Consider the following 15,761-nt stretch of genomic DNA (forward strand, 5'->3'; position numbering starts at 1 on the left):
CCCAAAGAGTTTGGAACACGTGAATGTCAAAACCCGAATTGCCCCCCGGAGAAGATCGGCCGCAACGCCCACCACGGGACGGTGGTAAACCAACGGACAAGCAACCGCCGACCAATCTGTTGTGGTATTTGGTCATTGGAGCCATCTTACTTGCTGGTTGTATGGTATGGCTGGGCACCCAAACACGAGGCAAGGTGATTTCGCTCGGCGAGTTCGAGCGTGGTTTGGAACCTGCTGAGACCGGCAAAGCACCGCGGTTCAACAAGAACAACGTCTTCAACTTGAAGATCGGTTCCAAAGAAATCACCTTCCAAGACCAGCCGGTTGATCAGGTTTCGCAAGAGGAATTCGATAAAGGTAACATCGAGCTCCCTAAAGACGACGTCAACACGTACCGCATCCCCGCGTTCGAGATCGGCGATGTCAAAAAGAACGATCTTACGCGAAAACTCAATGAAAAAGGCATCGAATGGGGTTTCGCGAGCGGGCCGTCTGAATGGTATCAGGTCGCGTATTTGCTGCTGATCCCGATGATGTTTCTGATATTTTTTATCATCCTGTTCCGACGGATGAATGGGCCGGGTTCGGCGTTGTCGTTCGGTCGTAGTCGCGGACGGATGCACGCTCAGGAAGATATCGCAATCACCTTTGACGATGTGGCGGGCATCGACGAAGCGGTCGATGAACTGCGAGAAGTCGTCGAATTTCTCCGCACGCCTGGCAAGTATCAAGCGCTCGGCGGTCGGATTCCGCGTGGTGTTTTGCTCGTTGGCCCTCCAGGGACGGGGAAAACCCTGCTCGCAAAGGCCGTGGCCGGTGAAGCGGGTGTGCCGTTCTTCAGTTTGTCCGGCTCCGACTTTGTGGAAATGTATGTCGGCGTGGGTGCGGCTCGTGTGCGGGATATGTTCCAACAGGCCGGCGCGAAGTCGCCTGCAATTATCTTCATTGACGAACTCGACGCCCTCGGCAAAACCCGAGGCAGCGGCTTGCCAGGCGGTCACGACGAACGCGAACAAACCCTCAACGCGTTACTCGTGGAGATGGATGGCTTTTCGTCCGATCAAAGCGTGATCGTGATGGGTGCCACCAACCGACCGGAAACCCTCGATCCCGCTTTGCTTCGTCCAGGGCGTTTCGATCGGCATGTGGTTGTCGATCGCCCGGATGTGCGTGGTCGCGAAGCGATTCTCAAAGTACATGCTGCGAAAGTGAAGATGGACGACTCCGTCGATCTCAGTCGCATCGCCCGAATTACCGGTGGTTTCGTGGGGGCGGATCTTGCGAACCTCGTCAACGAAGCTGCTCTACTCGCGGCTCGTTCCAACAAATCCAAAGTGTCGCAGATCGAATTCGAAGAAGGCATCGAGCGGGTCGTCGCCGGTCTCGAAAAGCAAACCCGCATCATTCACGAAGACGAGAAACTCCGCGTTTCTTATCACGAATGTGGACACGCTTTGGTCGCATGTAGTCTGCCGCATACCGATCCGGTGCATAAAATCTCGATCATTCCGCGTGGGATGGGTCTGGGCTACACCCTGCACTTCCCCGAGGAGGAACGCCAGCTCAATACCCGAACCGAATTATTTAACCGAGTTTGCGGGCTACTCGGCGGGATTGCGGCGGAACAGATCGTGTTTAATGATTCCTCGACCGGTGGGCAGAATGACTTGCAACGGGCGACGAGCATTGCACGGCGGATGGTAACGGAATTCGGGATGAGTCCCAAACTCGGCCGAATGTTCTACAGTGAATCGGCTCGTTCGCAGTACCTTGGTGCCCAGTCGGGACCGGGCGAAGTCTTGCACGCCGAACAGACGATTCGTGAGATCGACATGGAAGTGAAAGCAATTCTAGACGAGGCTTTTCACACTTCGATGGAAATCCTGACGGATCGTCGTGAGGCCCTTGAGCATATGACACGCGAACTCCTCGAACACGAAACGATGGACGCGGCACAGCTGAAGACGATTCTCGACGAACACAAAACGAGCCCGCAGATCAGTCCGGGCACGAACAAGTCCGATACCGATGACACTCCACGAAATTCGCCGACGACCGAAAACGACGACGAATCCACTTCGGGAACTGCGTAGAAACTCACAGTCTTAGTCGAGAATTCGCACGCGTTGGCCAACGATTTCTAGCAGCCCTTCTGCGTAGAGGCTGATGGCTTCGGGGAATGCTTTGCATTCAGCGTCGAAGATCCGGGCGGCGAGTGTGTCGGGGGTGTCGTCATCAAGGACGGCCACCGGTCGCTGCAGGATGATTGGACCGTGATCGTATTGGTCGTCAGCGAAGTGGACCGTGCATCCCGATACTTTCACGCCACGTGCCAAAGCGGCTTCGTGCACATGATGTCCGTAATAGCCGGGGCCGCTGAACGATGGAATCAAAGACGGATGAATGTTTAACACCCGCCAGCGAAAATCGTCAGGAATTGTCACGCGGGACAAAAACCCGCCGAGGATCACCAAATCTACATTCGCAGACCGAAGCGATGCGAACAACGCATCGCTCATGTCATCGCTAGTCTCGAATGTATTGCGATCGACGACATCCGTCGGAATCCCTGCCGCCTTCGCACGCTCGATCCCGCGACAATCCGGGCGACTCGCCAAGACCGTCACGACTTCTGCGTCGAGATTCCCGGTTTCGATGTGCTGTAGCAGGTTCAGCAACGTCGTCCCCCCGCCGGAGATAAGTACTCCGAGACGAATCGGTCGATTCATCGCTTCGGGGACGGGACGAAATGGATTTTCCGGGATGTAGGTCATTGAGGTGCAATGTTGAACAACGTAGGGGGACAATTTTGCCCCGATGATACGTTGATTCTCATCGCACGCCAACGGAACCTATCGCGTTCGAGCAAGAAAGTTCGCAGTTCGGTAATTACTTGGCCGTCTCGGTTGCCGGTGCAATTTTCTTCTGAAGATCGGAGTAAATCGACACGGCCTTCTGATACGCCAAAACGAGTGCGACCAATAAGCTGACTACGGCCACGATCTTCAACCAAACCGGAACACCGCCGCGTTCCGGGACGTCGGGTTGGAAGCACAGCCAGAGGAGTAATCCCGCGAGAATCGGTCCACCGAGTACAGTCATTGCTTGGGCGAAGATGATGAGGTTCACCGGCTTTTGCCCAGTGAGTTGCACATACAATGCGACTCCCATGCCACACAGTAAAGCTAGCACGGTTAACGCTTTAGGGCCTTTACGGTCGATCGACCCGCCCCACCCCAAGCTATCGGCCATCATGCAACCGCCGATCATGGCATTGACCAAGAACGAGCTAAACGCACCGGCAAAGATACCCAGGCAGAACAAGCCCATCGCCCAGGGACCGAACAACGGTTCCAGGGCTTTCGCGACGTCGGCCGCCGACTTCAGTTCAATGTCTCCACGGCCAGACAAGACTGCGGCTGCGGTCGTCATGACCATTAAAGTAATAAAGCCAAGTGTGCAGATGCCGACTGTGGAATCGATCAAACCCGGTTTCAAGTCCGCTCGGGTCCACCCTTTCTCACGAACGAGATAGGACTGATAGAATGCACCTGCGACAGAAAAAGTCGTTGCAAATAACGCGATCAGCGGAGTCAGATTGATCGACTTGGCCGCTCCGGGATCGGTCGGCAGGACTGGTTTCAAACCGGCTGCAACCGCACCGATATCGGGTTTGGCCATCACCAGATTGGCAGCGAATCCCAGGATCATGAGTCCGATCAGGACCTTCATCAGACGTTCGATCGGTTTGTACAAATGATCCGAACCGGCCAACGCACCGACGGCAAACACATTCAAACCGACGATGACAGCCACTGGAATCCAACTCGCCTCGCCCTGGCTAAACGGTTCCAACGCGGCGAGGACACCAAGGTTGTTGCTGAACTGAAAACAGGCCACGATCAGGAAGATCGTTGTGCCTGCAAGCAAAGCCAACCAACGACCGGCCCTCTGGGCCATTTCTTCGCAAAGCGTGTGGTCGAACAACACACCTAATCGCGCCGATAACGCCGTCATTCCCAACATCAGGCCGACAGCCAGGCACAGCACCCAGCTCATTGAGTAGCCGTACTGCTGCCCGATCTTTGAAGCACTCAGAATGCTACCGGGGCCTAGAACCACCGAAGCAGTAATAATCGCAGGACCAAGACTCCCCCAAAACCCATCACGTTTGGTTTGAGGAGGTTGCGCTGAATCGTTTTCCATAAATACCCTTGTGGCAGAAATCATGAGCGGCAATGGCACCATAACGGGACCGCGTTGACGTCGCAACACTGAATGTTGATATGACAGATTTTCCAGAATTTCCGAATCAGACCATTTGGTCCGATTTCAGCGGTTGATCCGTCATTCAGCGAAGCAATCATGAACATATCGTGTGTTGTCCGATGTTTCTTACACACACTCATCACAAACGGCAGCGAAAAATTCGCAATTTTCAGCAAGCGAGGAAGGAGCCTTGGCTGCGAGGAACGAACAAGCTTCATGTCGCTGTGTAGTATTGAAGAATATTCCGAAAACGTCAGCCGAGCGGCTGTCCGCGTGCTCGATATGCTCGATCGACTCGAATCTCGGACGGCACCGCTTTACGAAAAGCAACGCGGGCACGCACGTTCCCAGTATCGGGGGATCGTGCGAATTCGCGAAGTCACTGATGATGTCGAAGTTACCGACTTCGATGAAATCGAAGAATGCATGGTTTGGGGCCGGTCGGTCTCTCAAAGTGGTATTTCATTTATCTACCCGGGTTCGCACGAGTGGCAAAAAATTTTTGTGGGTATCGAAGTTCCCGGGCGCGGACTCACTTGGATGCGAGCAGAAGCGGTTCGCGGTCGGCAAGTCTCTGATGAAGATTTCTGGGAGTATGGCGTCCGGTTTCTAGGGCGAGCGGATTCATGGTCCGACTCTTCCGATGCAAACGATTGATCGAGTTCTACTGATCAAACTTTCTGATTTTGACACAAACGTGAGCTATACTTTTACATCCGATCATTTCTAAGTATCACCACTCTGTTTCTCCCGAATCCTCCGTTCTTTCTTCTCAATCGAGATAAAGGCTTCGACCGTTTGCGTTTAGGAGCGATTGGCCACCATGCAATTGCGCAGTATCGAAGAGTATTCCGAAACCGACAGCCGAGCAGCCGTCCGCGTGCTCGATATGCTCGATCGGTTGGAATCTCGAACAGCATTGGTTTATGAAAAGCAACGTGGACATTCGCGTTCCTGTTATCGTGGCATCGTCAGAATCCGTGAAGCCTACGAAGGGGTCGAAATTACGGATTTCAATGAACTTGACGAATGCATGGTTTGGGGCCGATCAGTTTCTCAAAGCGGCCTTTCGTTCATATACCCAGGCCAGCGTGAATGGCAAAAAATCTTCGTCGGTATTGAAGTCCCGGGACGTGGACCGACATGGCTGCGGGCGGAAACCGTACGATCTCGCCAAGTCACCGATGAGGAATTTTGGGAGTACGGCGTTCGTTTTCTCGGCCGGGCAGACTTTGGTTGACGTCGTCTTGTCGCTCGATCGACGTCCGCTAGAATGAGGCCAACGTCTCTCGCGGAAATTGGTCTGTGTGATCGCTCAACTTACACGATCACACGCTGTGACGTTGTGTTCTCTCGATCGTAAGCATTTATGTCGGCAACTTCGGCCACGTTGAAGAGGAACCTGGAAGATATCTCACAGCGGATCGACGCCGCGTGTGAACGTGCCGGTCGTGCTCGTTCCGAAGTACGTGCGATCGCTGTTACAAAGTACGCAGAATTGGAATGGGTTCGCGAGTTGATTCAACTCGGGTGGACAACACTCGGTGAAGCCAGACCCCAGCAACTCGTCGAGCGAGCCAAACACTTTCAGACCGAACTCGATTCCCCGTCCGTGAACTGGCACCTCATCGGCCATCTGCAACGCAATAAGGTGCGGTCAATTCTACCGAAGGTCGAAGTCATTCACTCGGTGGACTCCCTCCGGTTGTTGGAACGGATCGAATTTTTGGCCGCCGATACCGGCACGCGACCACGCGTGTTGTTGGAGGTCAATATTGTCGAGGATGCCGACAAAGATGGGTTTTCCGTCGCCAATCTCCTCGAGGAATGGCCAAAACTGGCGGACCGCTCTCGGGTGCAGATCGATGGTCTGATGACGATGGCCCCTCATACGAACGATGAAAGTCTGATCCGCCAAACGTTCTCGACCCTCCGGGAACTGCGAGATCGCCTCCGGGACCAATCCTCCCCCACGCATCCATTGCCCGAACTTTCAATGGGCATGAGCGGGGATTTCGAATATGCCATCGAAGAGGGCTCGACGATGGTGCGCATCGGCAGCGCGTTGTTCGAAGGTCTCGGGTCGTAAAGATTCGGCTTGTCGGCTTGGCGGAATTCTGCAACACTTCGACGCGATTCTGGCCTATTGCTGATACGAAACACTGAACTGTAGCGTCCCGACGCATGACCGAGGTTCACACTCCACCCTCATCTCCGACGCAAACCGTCAGCCGATTGTCTCGGTCCGCAACCCGTTGGACGATCACATCCGACTTCAAAGCGACTGTGGGAAGTGGGGAGTCGTTGCCGATCGACGAGTGGATTCATTCGCCTTCGACGGAGGTCATCAAGTCCGGCGAGCACCGCGTCGTCTACCGGATTCAGCTTGAGACTGGCGAATACTTTCTGAAGCACTTCCGAGTTCCGGATTTACGGACGTTCGGCCAAAACGTGATTCGCCCTTCTCGTGCACAACTTGAGTGGCGTGCCGCTCAGCTCGTCCGAGAAACAGGCATCCCGACCATCGAGTGTGTCGCGATGGGTGAACGTCGGGTTTCAGGATTTGTCTTCGACAATTATCTGCTAACCAAAGCTATTCCCGAGGTCATCCCATTGGATGAATTCCTTCGGGAATTGTTGCTCGAGAGTCATTCACCGTCGCACGCGAAACTCCGACAACGAATCACTCAGCAGACCGGTGACATTCTCGGCCGACTTCACCAAAACGGTTTGTATCACCCGGACTTACATCCCGGAAACATTCTCGTTTCCCGGGACGACCTAAGTGCATTTCCGGCGAACACCGACACGCTTCGCATGTGGTTGATCGATTTGCATTCCATGCAGCATCGAAAGAACCATTCACCGCAGATGGCGTGTCGAGACTTGGCGTTGTGGCATAATTTCTTTGCCCGGAATTGCACGAAAGCCGATCGAACTCGGTTCTACCGCGTTTACACCCAAAGATATCCCGACCATCAATTGACACCGACCGCCATCGCGAGCCGATGTTCTCTTGAACTCGCCCGAGCCGACTCTCATGGGGATCGCAAGTGGCACCGGGCAAACAGTCGACAGGTGATCGCAGATGGTTGGCGATTGTATTGCCGAGGACTAGCACGCTTGGGTCGCGACTGGCTCAAATCCTTTCGGGCTCAACCGTCATCGGTTTCGGCGTCCACAAGCGAAACCGAATCTCCTGAGTTAATCTCCTGGCCCATGACACCGTCGGAACCGAGACCGAAACACTCGGCTGCTCATGCATGGCGAATGGGACATGCCTTGCTGCGACGCAGCTTGCCGACGATCGAACCGTGGGCGGTCGTTGAACCTGCGTCGCGGAAGTGCAAATCATACTTGCTATTGGCTCCCCACTCGTCCCACCGACCACTTCCTGATGTCCTCAGTTCCACGCATCATTGGGACATGATCGACAAGCTTGCCACACTCTTGGGACGGGAATTGAATCGGCTCCACGAATGCGGGTTCCACTATGCGGAATGGGACGGCTCCAATGTGTTATTCGACGAGTCCACGTTCGCTTTAGCATGGTCACATCTGCATCGACTCCGCCAACAACGTCGACCGCTGGCCATGCGACAACGTCGGGAACGACTGCAGGAAATTCTGAACGAGTTTGCCAACCGGCCACGTTTCCAACAACACGTCGCCCGCAGTTACACGCGGCATTGGTCGCCGAGTGATCGCCAACGGTTCCTGAGTGAATTTCTCGAACAGACCACGGAACAAGAGACATCGGTGGATTGCCCTCCAACTTCCTTGCGAGCGGCATAATGACGGCGCGTCAACTTCCGAAGAAGTCCGTGCTCAATGGTGGGCGTGTGGGAATATTGCTGGCAGCGTTTTTCGTAGGATGCCAAGCAACCCAACTGCAATCGGTTGGTCCTCCAAGTCGCCACTCTGTGCGATCGGATCGCTTGCTGGTTCTCAGCAACTTCCAATTGCCGGAAGACCACTCGCTGATTGTCGACCTCAAGGAACTTCGCGAGCAAATCACGTCCGACTTGCAACTTCCGCCGCAAAATCGAGAAGTTGTCGTCTACCTCTTTAGCGGGCAACTCGAGTACACGCAGTATCTGAACCGCACTTACCCTGGGTTGCCTCAACGCCGCGCCTACTTTGTGGGAACACCGACGGAGTTAGCAGTCTTCACGTTCTGGGGAAAGCGTGTCCAAGAAGACCTTCGCCACGAATATACACACGGGGTCTTGCACGCGAGCTTGGGTCATGTGCCGTTGTGGATCGACGAAGGTCTAGCGGAATACTTTGAAATCAGAGGGGCGATGAATTCGCGGACGGTGGAGTCTTTAACACGCCGACTCGCGGACGGTTGGAAACCGAATTTGAAGGCCCTGGAGTCGCTCACCGAATTCTCCGCTATGCAGCAACCGCACTACGAAGAAGCATGGGCTTGGGTCCATTTCTGCTTGCATGCCTCGCCGGAAACGAGAACGGCCCTACTCTCTTACCTCGCCGATCTCGACAACGGAACTAATATCGAACCCCTGAGCAAACGCCTCGCCGACGCCGTGCCACACGTCCAAGACCGCTTCCTGGTTTACCTGTCGTCATTGCCAAAGTCGTAACGTAAGAAAGCCTGCCGCACATCCGATTGCGACAGGCTTCGCGGAATGATCCGTCATTCGACGTCTGGGGCGAATCGTTACTGAAGCACGATGAACCGCGACGTACTGCCACTACGAACCAACATCAGAATTCCGTCTTCCAAGTTCGCATCCTTCATGGCAGCTTCAAAATCTTCCTTCGTGCGGATGCGTTGGTTCCCGACTTTCGTGATGACATCGCCGACACCAATCCCGACCTCACCCGCCGGGCTATCTTCATTGACCGAAGACACGACCACACCATCGGTACCATCGAGCTTCAGTCGACGGGCAATATCAGGAGTAATTTCCTGAACGCTTAACCCAATCTCTTCATAGTCTTGGGCACGATCGCTTGTCGATTGTTGGCTCAGATTCTCCCGGGAATAGTCCGCGGGCATTTCTTGGGCATTGACCGTGAGCGTTTTCGTCTCACCATCACGCAACACGACGAGCGGGTACTTTTTACCGAGTTCCAACCGTTCGACCGCATCTTGCAAACCACTTGGTCCGCTGACGGTCTTACCATCTAACTTGAGAATCAAGTCGCCAGGTTCAACACCAGCTTCCGCAGCCGGGGAGTTCTTGAAGACCTGACCGACCAATGCTCCTTTACCAAGTTCCACGCCGAGTTGCTTCGCAATCGGGCTGCTGACTTCTTGGATCGTCACGCCCAGATAGGCCCGATCGACTTCGCCTTTGTCGATCAACTGCGTCGCAACCCACTTCGCCATGTTGATCGGGATGGCAAACCCGATCCCGTCGTATCCACCACTTTTCGAAGAGATCGCGGTATTGATACCGATGACTTCTCCATCGAGATTCACCAAAGGCCCACCGCTGTTGCCGGGATTGATGGCGGCGTCGGTCTGCAGATAGTTTTCCCGTTCATTGATACCTGGCACACGTCCCTTCGCACTGATGATCCCCTGCGTGACGGTGGTCGCCAGTCCGAACGGGCTACCAACCGCGAGCACCCAATCCGCGACTTGCACGTCGTTGCTGTCACCCATCGGCAACACTTCAAGCGAGCCCTTGGGAACATCGATTCGCACGACCGCGACGTCAGTCCGTGGGTCGGTCCGCACGTCGGTAGCGATGTACTCTCGGCCGTCGGAAAATCGCACTTTGACTTCATCCGCGTCCTGCACGACGTGGTTGTTCGTCAGAATGATGCCGTCAGCATCGATCACAAACCCCGACCCCATCCCCTTTTTCTCAGGAGTGGGCCGTTGCTGTTGGAAACGACGTTGTTGTTCGAAGAACCGCCGCAACTGAGGGTCACGTTGGAAGAACTCTTCTAAACCGCTATCACCGCCGAACGGTGATCGCAGTTGAGCTTCTTCCATGACTTTCGGCTTAGAGGTGGTTTCGATCGACACCACTGCGGGGGTGGCCTGTTTGGCGACAATCCGAAACGCAGTCGATAGATCACGCGCTTGGCGAATTGCCTGCTGATCGGCCGGTTTCCGATCTGCCAAACCGACGGCAGCTCCGACAAGCAACATACTCCCTGTCAATGCAACCAGCCAATGCCGGTTTGCGTGAAGCGTTTTCATAGTTCATCCCTTCCATTGAGAAACAGAGACGACGCATAACCGCGTCTAAGAGTCATTAGGTATCCGCACATGAAGCATCACTGGTCACACGGGTTGACATAAAGCAGGACGATAACGTGTTTTAGGATTTCGTCAGATGTCAGTACACCGGTGTCGCGGTCCACGTCTTTACTACGAGGATCGGGGGGAAAGCGTTGGAGATGTTGTCAAAAACCGAAAAATTTTGGGAGATTTGTTTTCGTAGCACGATGCTCTTGACGATGAATCTCACACGCGTTACTTTTGAGACTGAATCTCAGTTTCACACTTTGCCTGCCTCGTCGAGCAAGCCATCATTCACTGCCAGCCCGATGATCCACCGCGAAAAACGCGTCTAAAAACGTCATTGGCTGCGGAACGAAACTGTTCCTCCCCGCGATTCCGCAGCCAGTGACGAGTTCTTACGGTGACAGCAGCTATGGAAACGCGGGTGTCATTGATTCCCATGTGAAGGTCCAAAATCATCATGACGGAATATCTCTCAGCGGCCGAAGCAGCCTATGAACGCGGTGAACTCGAAGATGCCCTTCGCGTCATCAAACTGCACCTGAAGGAAGCCGGCGACTGCGGCCGAGGTTGGGAACAGTTGGGTCTGATTCAGGGCACACGGGGCCGGTTCGCAATCTCCGTGTCGGCTTTGGAACGGGCGTCATTGTTTGTGCCGCTGAAACCCATTTCTCGCGTTTGCCTCGGTTACGGGTATGGCAAGATCGGACGGACGGAACTCGCTCGCGACCTACTCAGCGACTTGATCGACAACGACCAAATGACGACCGAGTTGCTCCTGCAGATCGCAACCGCCCTCGATTCGATCGATCAACCAGGCGATGCCATGCGTGCATGTCGTAAAGCCACGGAGCGAGATCCGTCCACCGCCCAGTCATACTATGATATGGGTCATTACGCCGCCCGTTGTGGTTACCCCGCCCACCTGATCGAGGGCCTTGCTCGCAAAGCGATTTCGCTCGATCCTCAGAATGTCTGCTACCGAATCGGTATCGCGGGAATGCTCATCAAGCAAGATCGAAAGGACGAGGCCTACCAATTCGTCTCTGGTCTTACACTAGAGCAGATTCAGGAGATCACGTGTGAGTGCTGTCTTCGCAAAGTCGTGAAACTCTATGAAGCACAACACGACTATCGCAGAGTCGTTCTCTGCCAACAACGTTTGCTGGAACTTGAACTCAGCAATACAGCCGGCGAATGATCGGTCCGATCCAATGGTGACCCGGGGCATGTTTCGGTAGTATGGCTCGCGTTGTGTTGTCAGCTGTGCGTTCGGCGGACAATTTCTCGAGTACAAACGAGTCATTCCGAAGAAAAGCCCCACCATGAGAATTCACCATCGAATTGTCCTTGCAGCTTTGGCTCTGCTAGGAACCAGTCCTGCCATCACGTTTGCCCAAGCGAGTGCCAAACCGGAAATCACTTGGCACGATGTCCAGGACTGGGGAATCGAAGGACGCATCTTGCCTGACCAAAAGCGTGAACGTTGGTTCGATCGTTTTCCCGCATCCGCCGATGGAAAAGTCACGTCCAACGTGTGGAACCTCAGTCGTGACAGTGCCGGGATGATGGTTCGGTTCGAAACCGATGCCCAGGAAATTCACGTCCACTATCGATTGAAAGACAGTGGAATTGCCATGCCCCATATGCCGGCGACTGGCGTGAGTGGCGTTGATTTCTACGCGAAAGATGAGGACAACACTTGGAAGTGGGTTCAAGTCACTCGCCCGACTCAGCAAGAAGTGAGAACGCGAGTCATCTCGGGATTGTTGCCCGGAAAACGAGAATACGCCGCTTATCTGCCGCTCTACAATGGCGTTGAATTCCTGAAAATCGGTGTGCCCGAGTCGGCTTCGTTCCAAGGTTTGGCTCCACGAGAAACCAAGCCGATTGTGTTTTACGGAACGAGCATCACTCACGGGGCGTGTGCAAGTCGACCCGGCATGGTTCATACCGCCATTCTCGGTCGCTGGCTGGACCGCCCGGTGGTCAACTTGGGATTCTCGGGCAATGGCAAGATGCACGCGGAAGTCGCGGAATACTTAGTTCAAGTGGACGCCGCCGCTTATGTGATCGACTGTCTTCCGAACATGTCCGCACCAGATGTCGAGAAGCGATGCGTTCCGCTGGTTGAACAAATTCGGTCCACACGCCCTGATACGCCGATTATCCTCGTCGAAGATCGCCGCAACACCAATGACTGGATTCTACCACAACGGCGTACCCATCATGATCACAATCATGCTGCTCTCAAAGCTGCCTATGAGAAGCTTAAAGAAGCGAACGTCAAGAATCTTTACTATATTCCCGGCGACTCCCTGTATGGCGATGATACCGACGGAGCCACCGATGGTTCACATGCAAGCGATCTAGGATTCATGCGTCAGGCGAAAATCTTTCGCCCAGTCATTGAAGATGCGCTTTCGTCAAACCGCTAGAGCGATCTAGCACATGCCGAAAATCAATGTTAGTTTTGCCTAGTTGATGATGCGGAAAATCGCAACTCGGGTTAGGGGTCAACGACCTGAAGCCATTCCGTGTTGTGTAGAGTTGCATCGTGATTGTTGCCGGAGGCATCGTGCGTGATCGTGCCGGTGCCTTCGTCAAATTGATACAGCGCCAACGTCGTGCTCTCATTCGTGAGCTGCGTTGGTGGCTCAAAGGCCTTCGTATACTGTTCCCCCCGTGAAATACGAACCGCTTGCAGAGAACCAGCAAAGAAGCGGTCGTTCTCCTGCGGGGGAAGCAGGTCGAGACGCACGCCGCCCATGTAGAGACCGCCCTGCGTGTCCGGCATGGTATAACCCATGGGTTCCGTCTCGACCGATTCACCGTTCACGAACAATCGCAGTTGTTGCCCGTCCCATACTCCCGCAACGTGATGCCATTGCCCAGTCTCGACAGGTTCCGTGGTGACAATCAATTGCGAATCACTTCCGACTTGTTTTGCCACTCCGAGACATCCGTCGGGCCTCAAGAAAAGTGCCATCCATTCCGGGCCGAGACAGGATACCAGATTCGACAGGCGCAACTGATCGATCCTGCAAACGACTTCCAACGTGATGGGACCGCTCATCTCGAACGTTGCAGTCCGAGCCGAAGCATAACTGTTCTGACCATCAAATCGGAGCGCGTACGATGATGACACTGCAGTTGAACTCGGCGAAAAGAAAATCAGCAAGACGGCGAAAATCCCGACAACCCCCAAACCGATGATGTATCGTTTCCACGAATCGACACCAGTTGGAGTTTGTGTTCTCAATGTGGGGCGTTGAGAAGGCTGTGGGGCCCGCGATCGGTTTGAACGGTCGGCCGGTTGACTAAGTAACTTCTCCTGCACTGAACTTAGGGCTGCGATAAGTTCTGACGAGGACTGAAAGCGATCGTCAGGTTTCTTCGCAACCATTCTCTGGAAGACACCGTCCAAAATTGACAGCGAATCACCTTTCGCATGCTTCGGGAGCGATGGTATCGGTTGAGCTCCATGTGCCAGAATTGTGTCAATCGCCGACTCGCCACGGTAAACCGGCCGCCCGGTCAACAAGAAGTACAATGTGCACCCCAGGCTATACAAATCCGACCGGGCATCCGCGTTTTTAGTATTGCGAGCTTGCTCAGGCGACATGTACTCGGCGGTGCCCATCATCATGCCGCTAGCGGTAAGTTCGGTGCTATCGTGATCGGCGACGCTGTGCTCAATTCGTGCCAGTCCCATATCCAATATCTTCACGACGCCAGAGGTATCACGTAACAAATTGGCAGGCTTGATGTCCCGATGAATCACTCCCTGACTGTGTGCGTACTCAAGACCGCGAGCGACTTGCAGAACGACTTCGATCGCCGCACTTGGGGAAAGCGGCCCCTTGTTGCGAACTTGCGTTCGTAAGTCATCACCTTCAATGAATTCGGTAATGAGACAATAAACCCCGTCCTCCTCACGGGCATCTAATGCGGCCACGATGTTCGGATGTGACAATCGTGCGACGGCTCTTACTTCCCGTTCAAATCGTTGTCTCAAACTAGGATCACGACTAATCTCCGGACGCAATACTTTCAGAGCGACCGTACGGTCCATGCGGCGATGGATCGCACGATACACGGTTCCCATACCGCCTTTGCCTAACACGTCGACGATTTCATAGTCGCCGATCGTTTTCGGCATCACACGAGTACTCTCGTTGTCGGAACCTAATCGTGTTGGCTCCGCCGTTGTGCGATTCGCGAGATCGATTACATCGTCGACATGGGTGTCTGTCTGCAAGCAGGCTGCGAGTTGCTCGGGATTGAGTTTCGGAAACCGCTGGCGATAGTCCGCCAGATCGCAAGACTCATTCCGTTGACGACGATAGGCAACTTCGACCGGAAGCAATTCCCAGATCCCTGCCATGCGGTAGTCGTCGGGCAGTTCGGTCAACCAATCTTCGAGGAGTGGTGTGACATCCGAACTTGTTCGACATGCGGATTCATACGCGTTGCACAGCCGATTGACTTGCAACAACACATTTTCCGGAAGATCGTCGAATTGGTAGACAGTCATCGGCTATCTTCTTCCCAAAGCCGCCGGATGAGTGTGACTTTGCGTTCGATTGTCCGTTTCACGCAACCGAGATCGTTGGCAATCTCGCTCGCTGATTCCCCCTGCATGCGGCGGATGGCAATCAATTTCAAGTCTGGATCGTCAGCGGCGTCGAGTTTCTTCATCAGTCGTTCGAAGAGTTCCGCGAACTCGCCGGCCAGATCGGGTGTGGGTTCTCGACTGAGAATCTGACTCAACGATTCCCGTTCTCTTGCATTCTCGTTCTCACTGCCAACACCGCCACGTTTTTGGCGATTCTCGTGTCGAATCAAATCGACCGACTTATTCGCGGTGATGGCCACCAACAACGGCCACAGACTATCACGGTCGGTCAACTGAGGAAACCGCCCATTTTGCACGCCCAGACAGAAACTTTTGAACGCACTGAGAGCCACGTCTTCTTCATCGGCGGCCGATCGCCGCGTGGTTTCCAAGCGACGACGGGCAAGTCGCACCATGCGTCCGAAGTACTGCTCCCATAACCGCTGCGCTGCCGCCTCTTCGCCTTGCCGCAGTTGAGCGATCCACATCGTGACGGTTTCTTCTGCGTTCACAGCCTGTCTCGCTTCAGCGGTGGCTTGTTCGTTCTGTGGCAATCGTTCCCAGACGTTGGGACAGCGACCCGAAGTGATTCAAGGTGCGGGAAACCGAAAACCTGCATGGATTTTGCAATTTATCCCAAATTCC

13 protein-coding genes are annotated in these 15,761 nt (G+C 54.3%); 8 read left to right on the top strand and 5 right to left on the bottom strand.

The window, feature by feature from the left end:
- Positions 1 to 23 precede the first annotated feature (23 nt).
- Positions 24 to 2,093 carry an ATP-dependent zinc metalloprotease FtsH gene (gene ftsH / locus AC5DDB_RS25630; protein WP_491742612.1) on the top strand — a complete coding sequence of 690 codons (2,070 nt, stop codon included), beginning with the start codon at positions 24 to 26 and terminating at the stop codon, positions 2,091 to 2,093.
- Between the two features lie 12 nt (positions 2,094 to 2,105).
- Here ftsH and purN read toward each other — a convergent pair whose 3' ends face one another.
- Positions 2,106 to 2,729 (bottom strand): phosphoribosylglycinamide formyltransferase, encoded by a 624-nt coding sequence (gene purN, locus AC5DDB_RS25635; RefSeq protein WP_491742613.1) that lies wholly within the window; start codon positions 2,727 to 2,729, stop codon positions 2,106 to 2,108.
- A 160-nt stretch (positions 2,730 to 2,889) separates the two neighbouring features.
- Complete coding sequence (locus AC5DDB_RS25640; protein ID WP_491742614.1) at positions 2,890 to 4,206, bottom strand: Nramp family divalent metal transporter; 1,317 nt, start codon at positions 4,204 to 4,206, stop codon at positions 2,890 to 2,892.
- Positions 4,207 to 4,485: 279 nt separating this feature from the next.
- Here AC5DDB_RS25640 and AC5DDB_RS25645 point away from each other — a divergent pair, with 279 nt between their 5' ends.
- The 5 genes from AC5DDB_RS25645 to AC5DDB_RS25665 all read left to right on the top strand — a co-directional run bounded on the left by AC5DDB_RS25645 (position 4,486) and on the right by AC5DDB_RS25665 (position 8,876).
- Positions 4,486 to 4,926, top strand: coding sequence for a hypothetical protein (locus AC5DDB_RS25645; protein ID WP_491742615.1), 441 nt, complete (start codon positions 4,486 to 4,488; stop codon positions 4,924 to 4,926).
- A gap of 166 nt (positions 4,927 to 5,092) precedes the next feature.
- Positions 5,093 to 5,509 (top strand): hypothetical protein, encoded by a 417-nt coding sequence (locus AC5DDB_RS25650; RefSeq protein ID WP_491742616.1) that lies wholly within the window; start codon positions 5,093 to 5,095, stop codon positions 5,507 to 5,509.
- 129 nt (positions 5,510 to 5,638) lie between these two features.
- Positions 5,639 to 6,358 carry a YggS family pyridoxal phosphate-dependent enzyme gene (locus AC5DDB_RS25655; protein ID WP_491742617.1) on the top strand — a complete coding sequence of 240 codons (720 nt, stop codon included), beginning with the start codon at positions 5,639 to 5,641 and terminating at the stop codon, positions 6,356 to 6,358.
- A gap of 95 nt (positions 6,359 to 6,453) precedes the next feature.
- Positions 6,454 to 8,064, top strand: coding sequence for a lipopolysaccharide kinase InaA family protein (locus tag AC5DDB_RS25660; RefSeq protein ID WP_491742618.1), 1,611 nt, complete (start codon positions 6,454 to 6,456; stop codon positions 8,062 to 8,064).
- Complete coding sequence (locus tag AC5DDB_RS25665) at positions 8,064 to 8,876, top strand: hypothetical protein (RefSeq protein ID WP_491742619.1); 813 nt, start codon at positions 8,064 to 8,066, stop codon at positions 8,874 to 8,876. Before AC5DDB_RS25660 ends, AC5DDB_RS25665 begins: the two co-directional genes overlap by 1 nt.
- 77 nt (positions 8,877 to 8,953) lie before the next feature.
- Here the strand turns inward: AC5DDB_RS25665 and AC5DDB_RS25670 are convergent, their stop codons facing one another.
- Positions 8,954 to 10,453, bottom strand: a complete 1,500-nt coding sequence (locus AC5DDB_RS25670; protein ID WP_491742620.1) for a Do family serine endopeptidase — start codon at positions 10,451 to 10,453, stop codon at positions 8,954 to 8,956.
- Between the two features lie 505 nt (positions 10,454 to 10,958).
- Between AC5DDB_RS25670 and AC5DDB_RS25675 the strand changes: the two genes are divergently transcribed.
- Together AC5DDB_RS25675 and AC5DDB_RS25680 are read left to right on the top strand one after the other, a co-directional pair.
- Positions 10,959 to 11,699, top strand: coding sequence for a hypothetical protein (locus AC5DDB_RS25675; protein ID WP_491742621.1), 741 nt, complete (start codon positions 10,959 to 10,961; stop codon positions 11,697 to 11,699).
- A 124-nt stretch (positions 11,700 to 11,823) separates the two neighbouring features.
- Positions 11,824 to 12,936: an SGNH/GDSL hydrolase family protein gene (locus tag AC5DDB_RS25680; RefSeq protein ID WP_491742622.1), complete on the top strand. Its 1,113-nt coding sequence runs from the start codon at positions 11,824 to 11,826 to the stop codon at positions 12,934 to 12,936.
- Positions 12,937 to 13,007: 71 nt separating this feature from the next.
- Here the strand turns inward: AC5DDB_RS25680 and AC5DDB_RS25685 are convergent, their stop codons facing one another.
- Both AC5DDB_RS25685 and AC5DDB_RS25690 read right to left on the bottom strand, forming a co-directional pair.
- Positions 13,008 to 15,035 (bottom strand): protein kinase domain-containing protein, encoded by a 2,028-nt coding sequence (locus AC5DDB_RS25685; RefSeq protein WP_491742623.1) that lies wholly within the window; start codon positions 15,033 to 15,035, stop codon positions 13,008 to 13,010.
- Entirely contained in the window at positions 15,032 to 15,670 is a 639-nt protein-coding gene (locus tag AC5DDB_RS25690) for an ECF-type sigma factor (RefSeq protein ID WP_491742624.1), read from the bottom strand. The genes AC5DDB_RS25685 and AC5DDB_RS25690 overlap by 4 nt, the downstream gene beginning before the upstream one ends.
- Between the last annotated feature and the right edge of the window lie 91 nt (positions 15,671 to 15,761).

The organism is Thalassoroseus sp. (assembly GCF_984380535.1).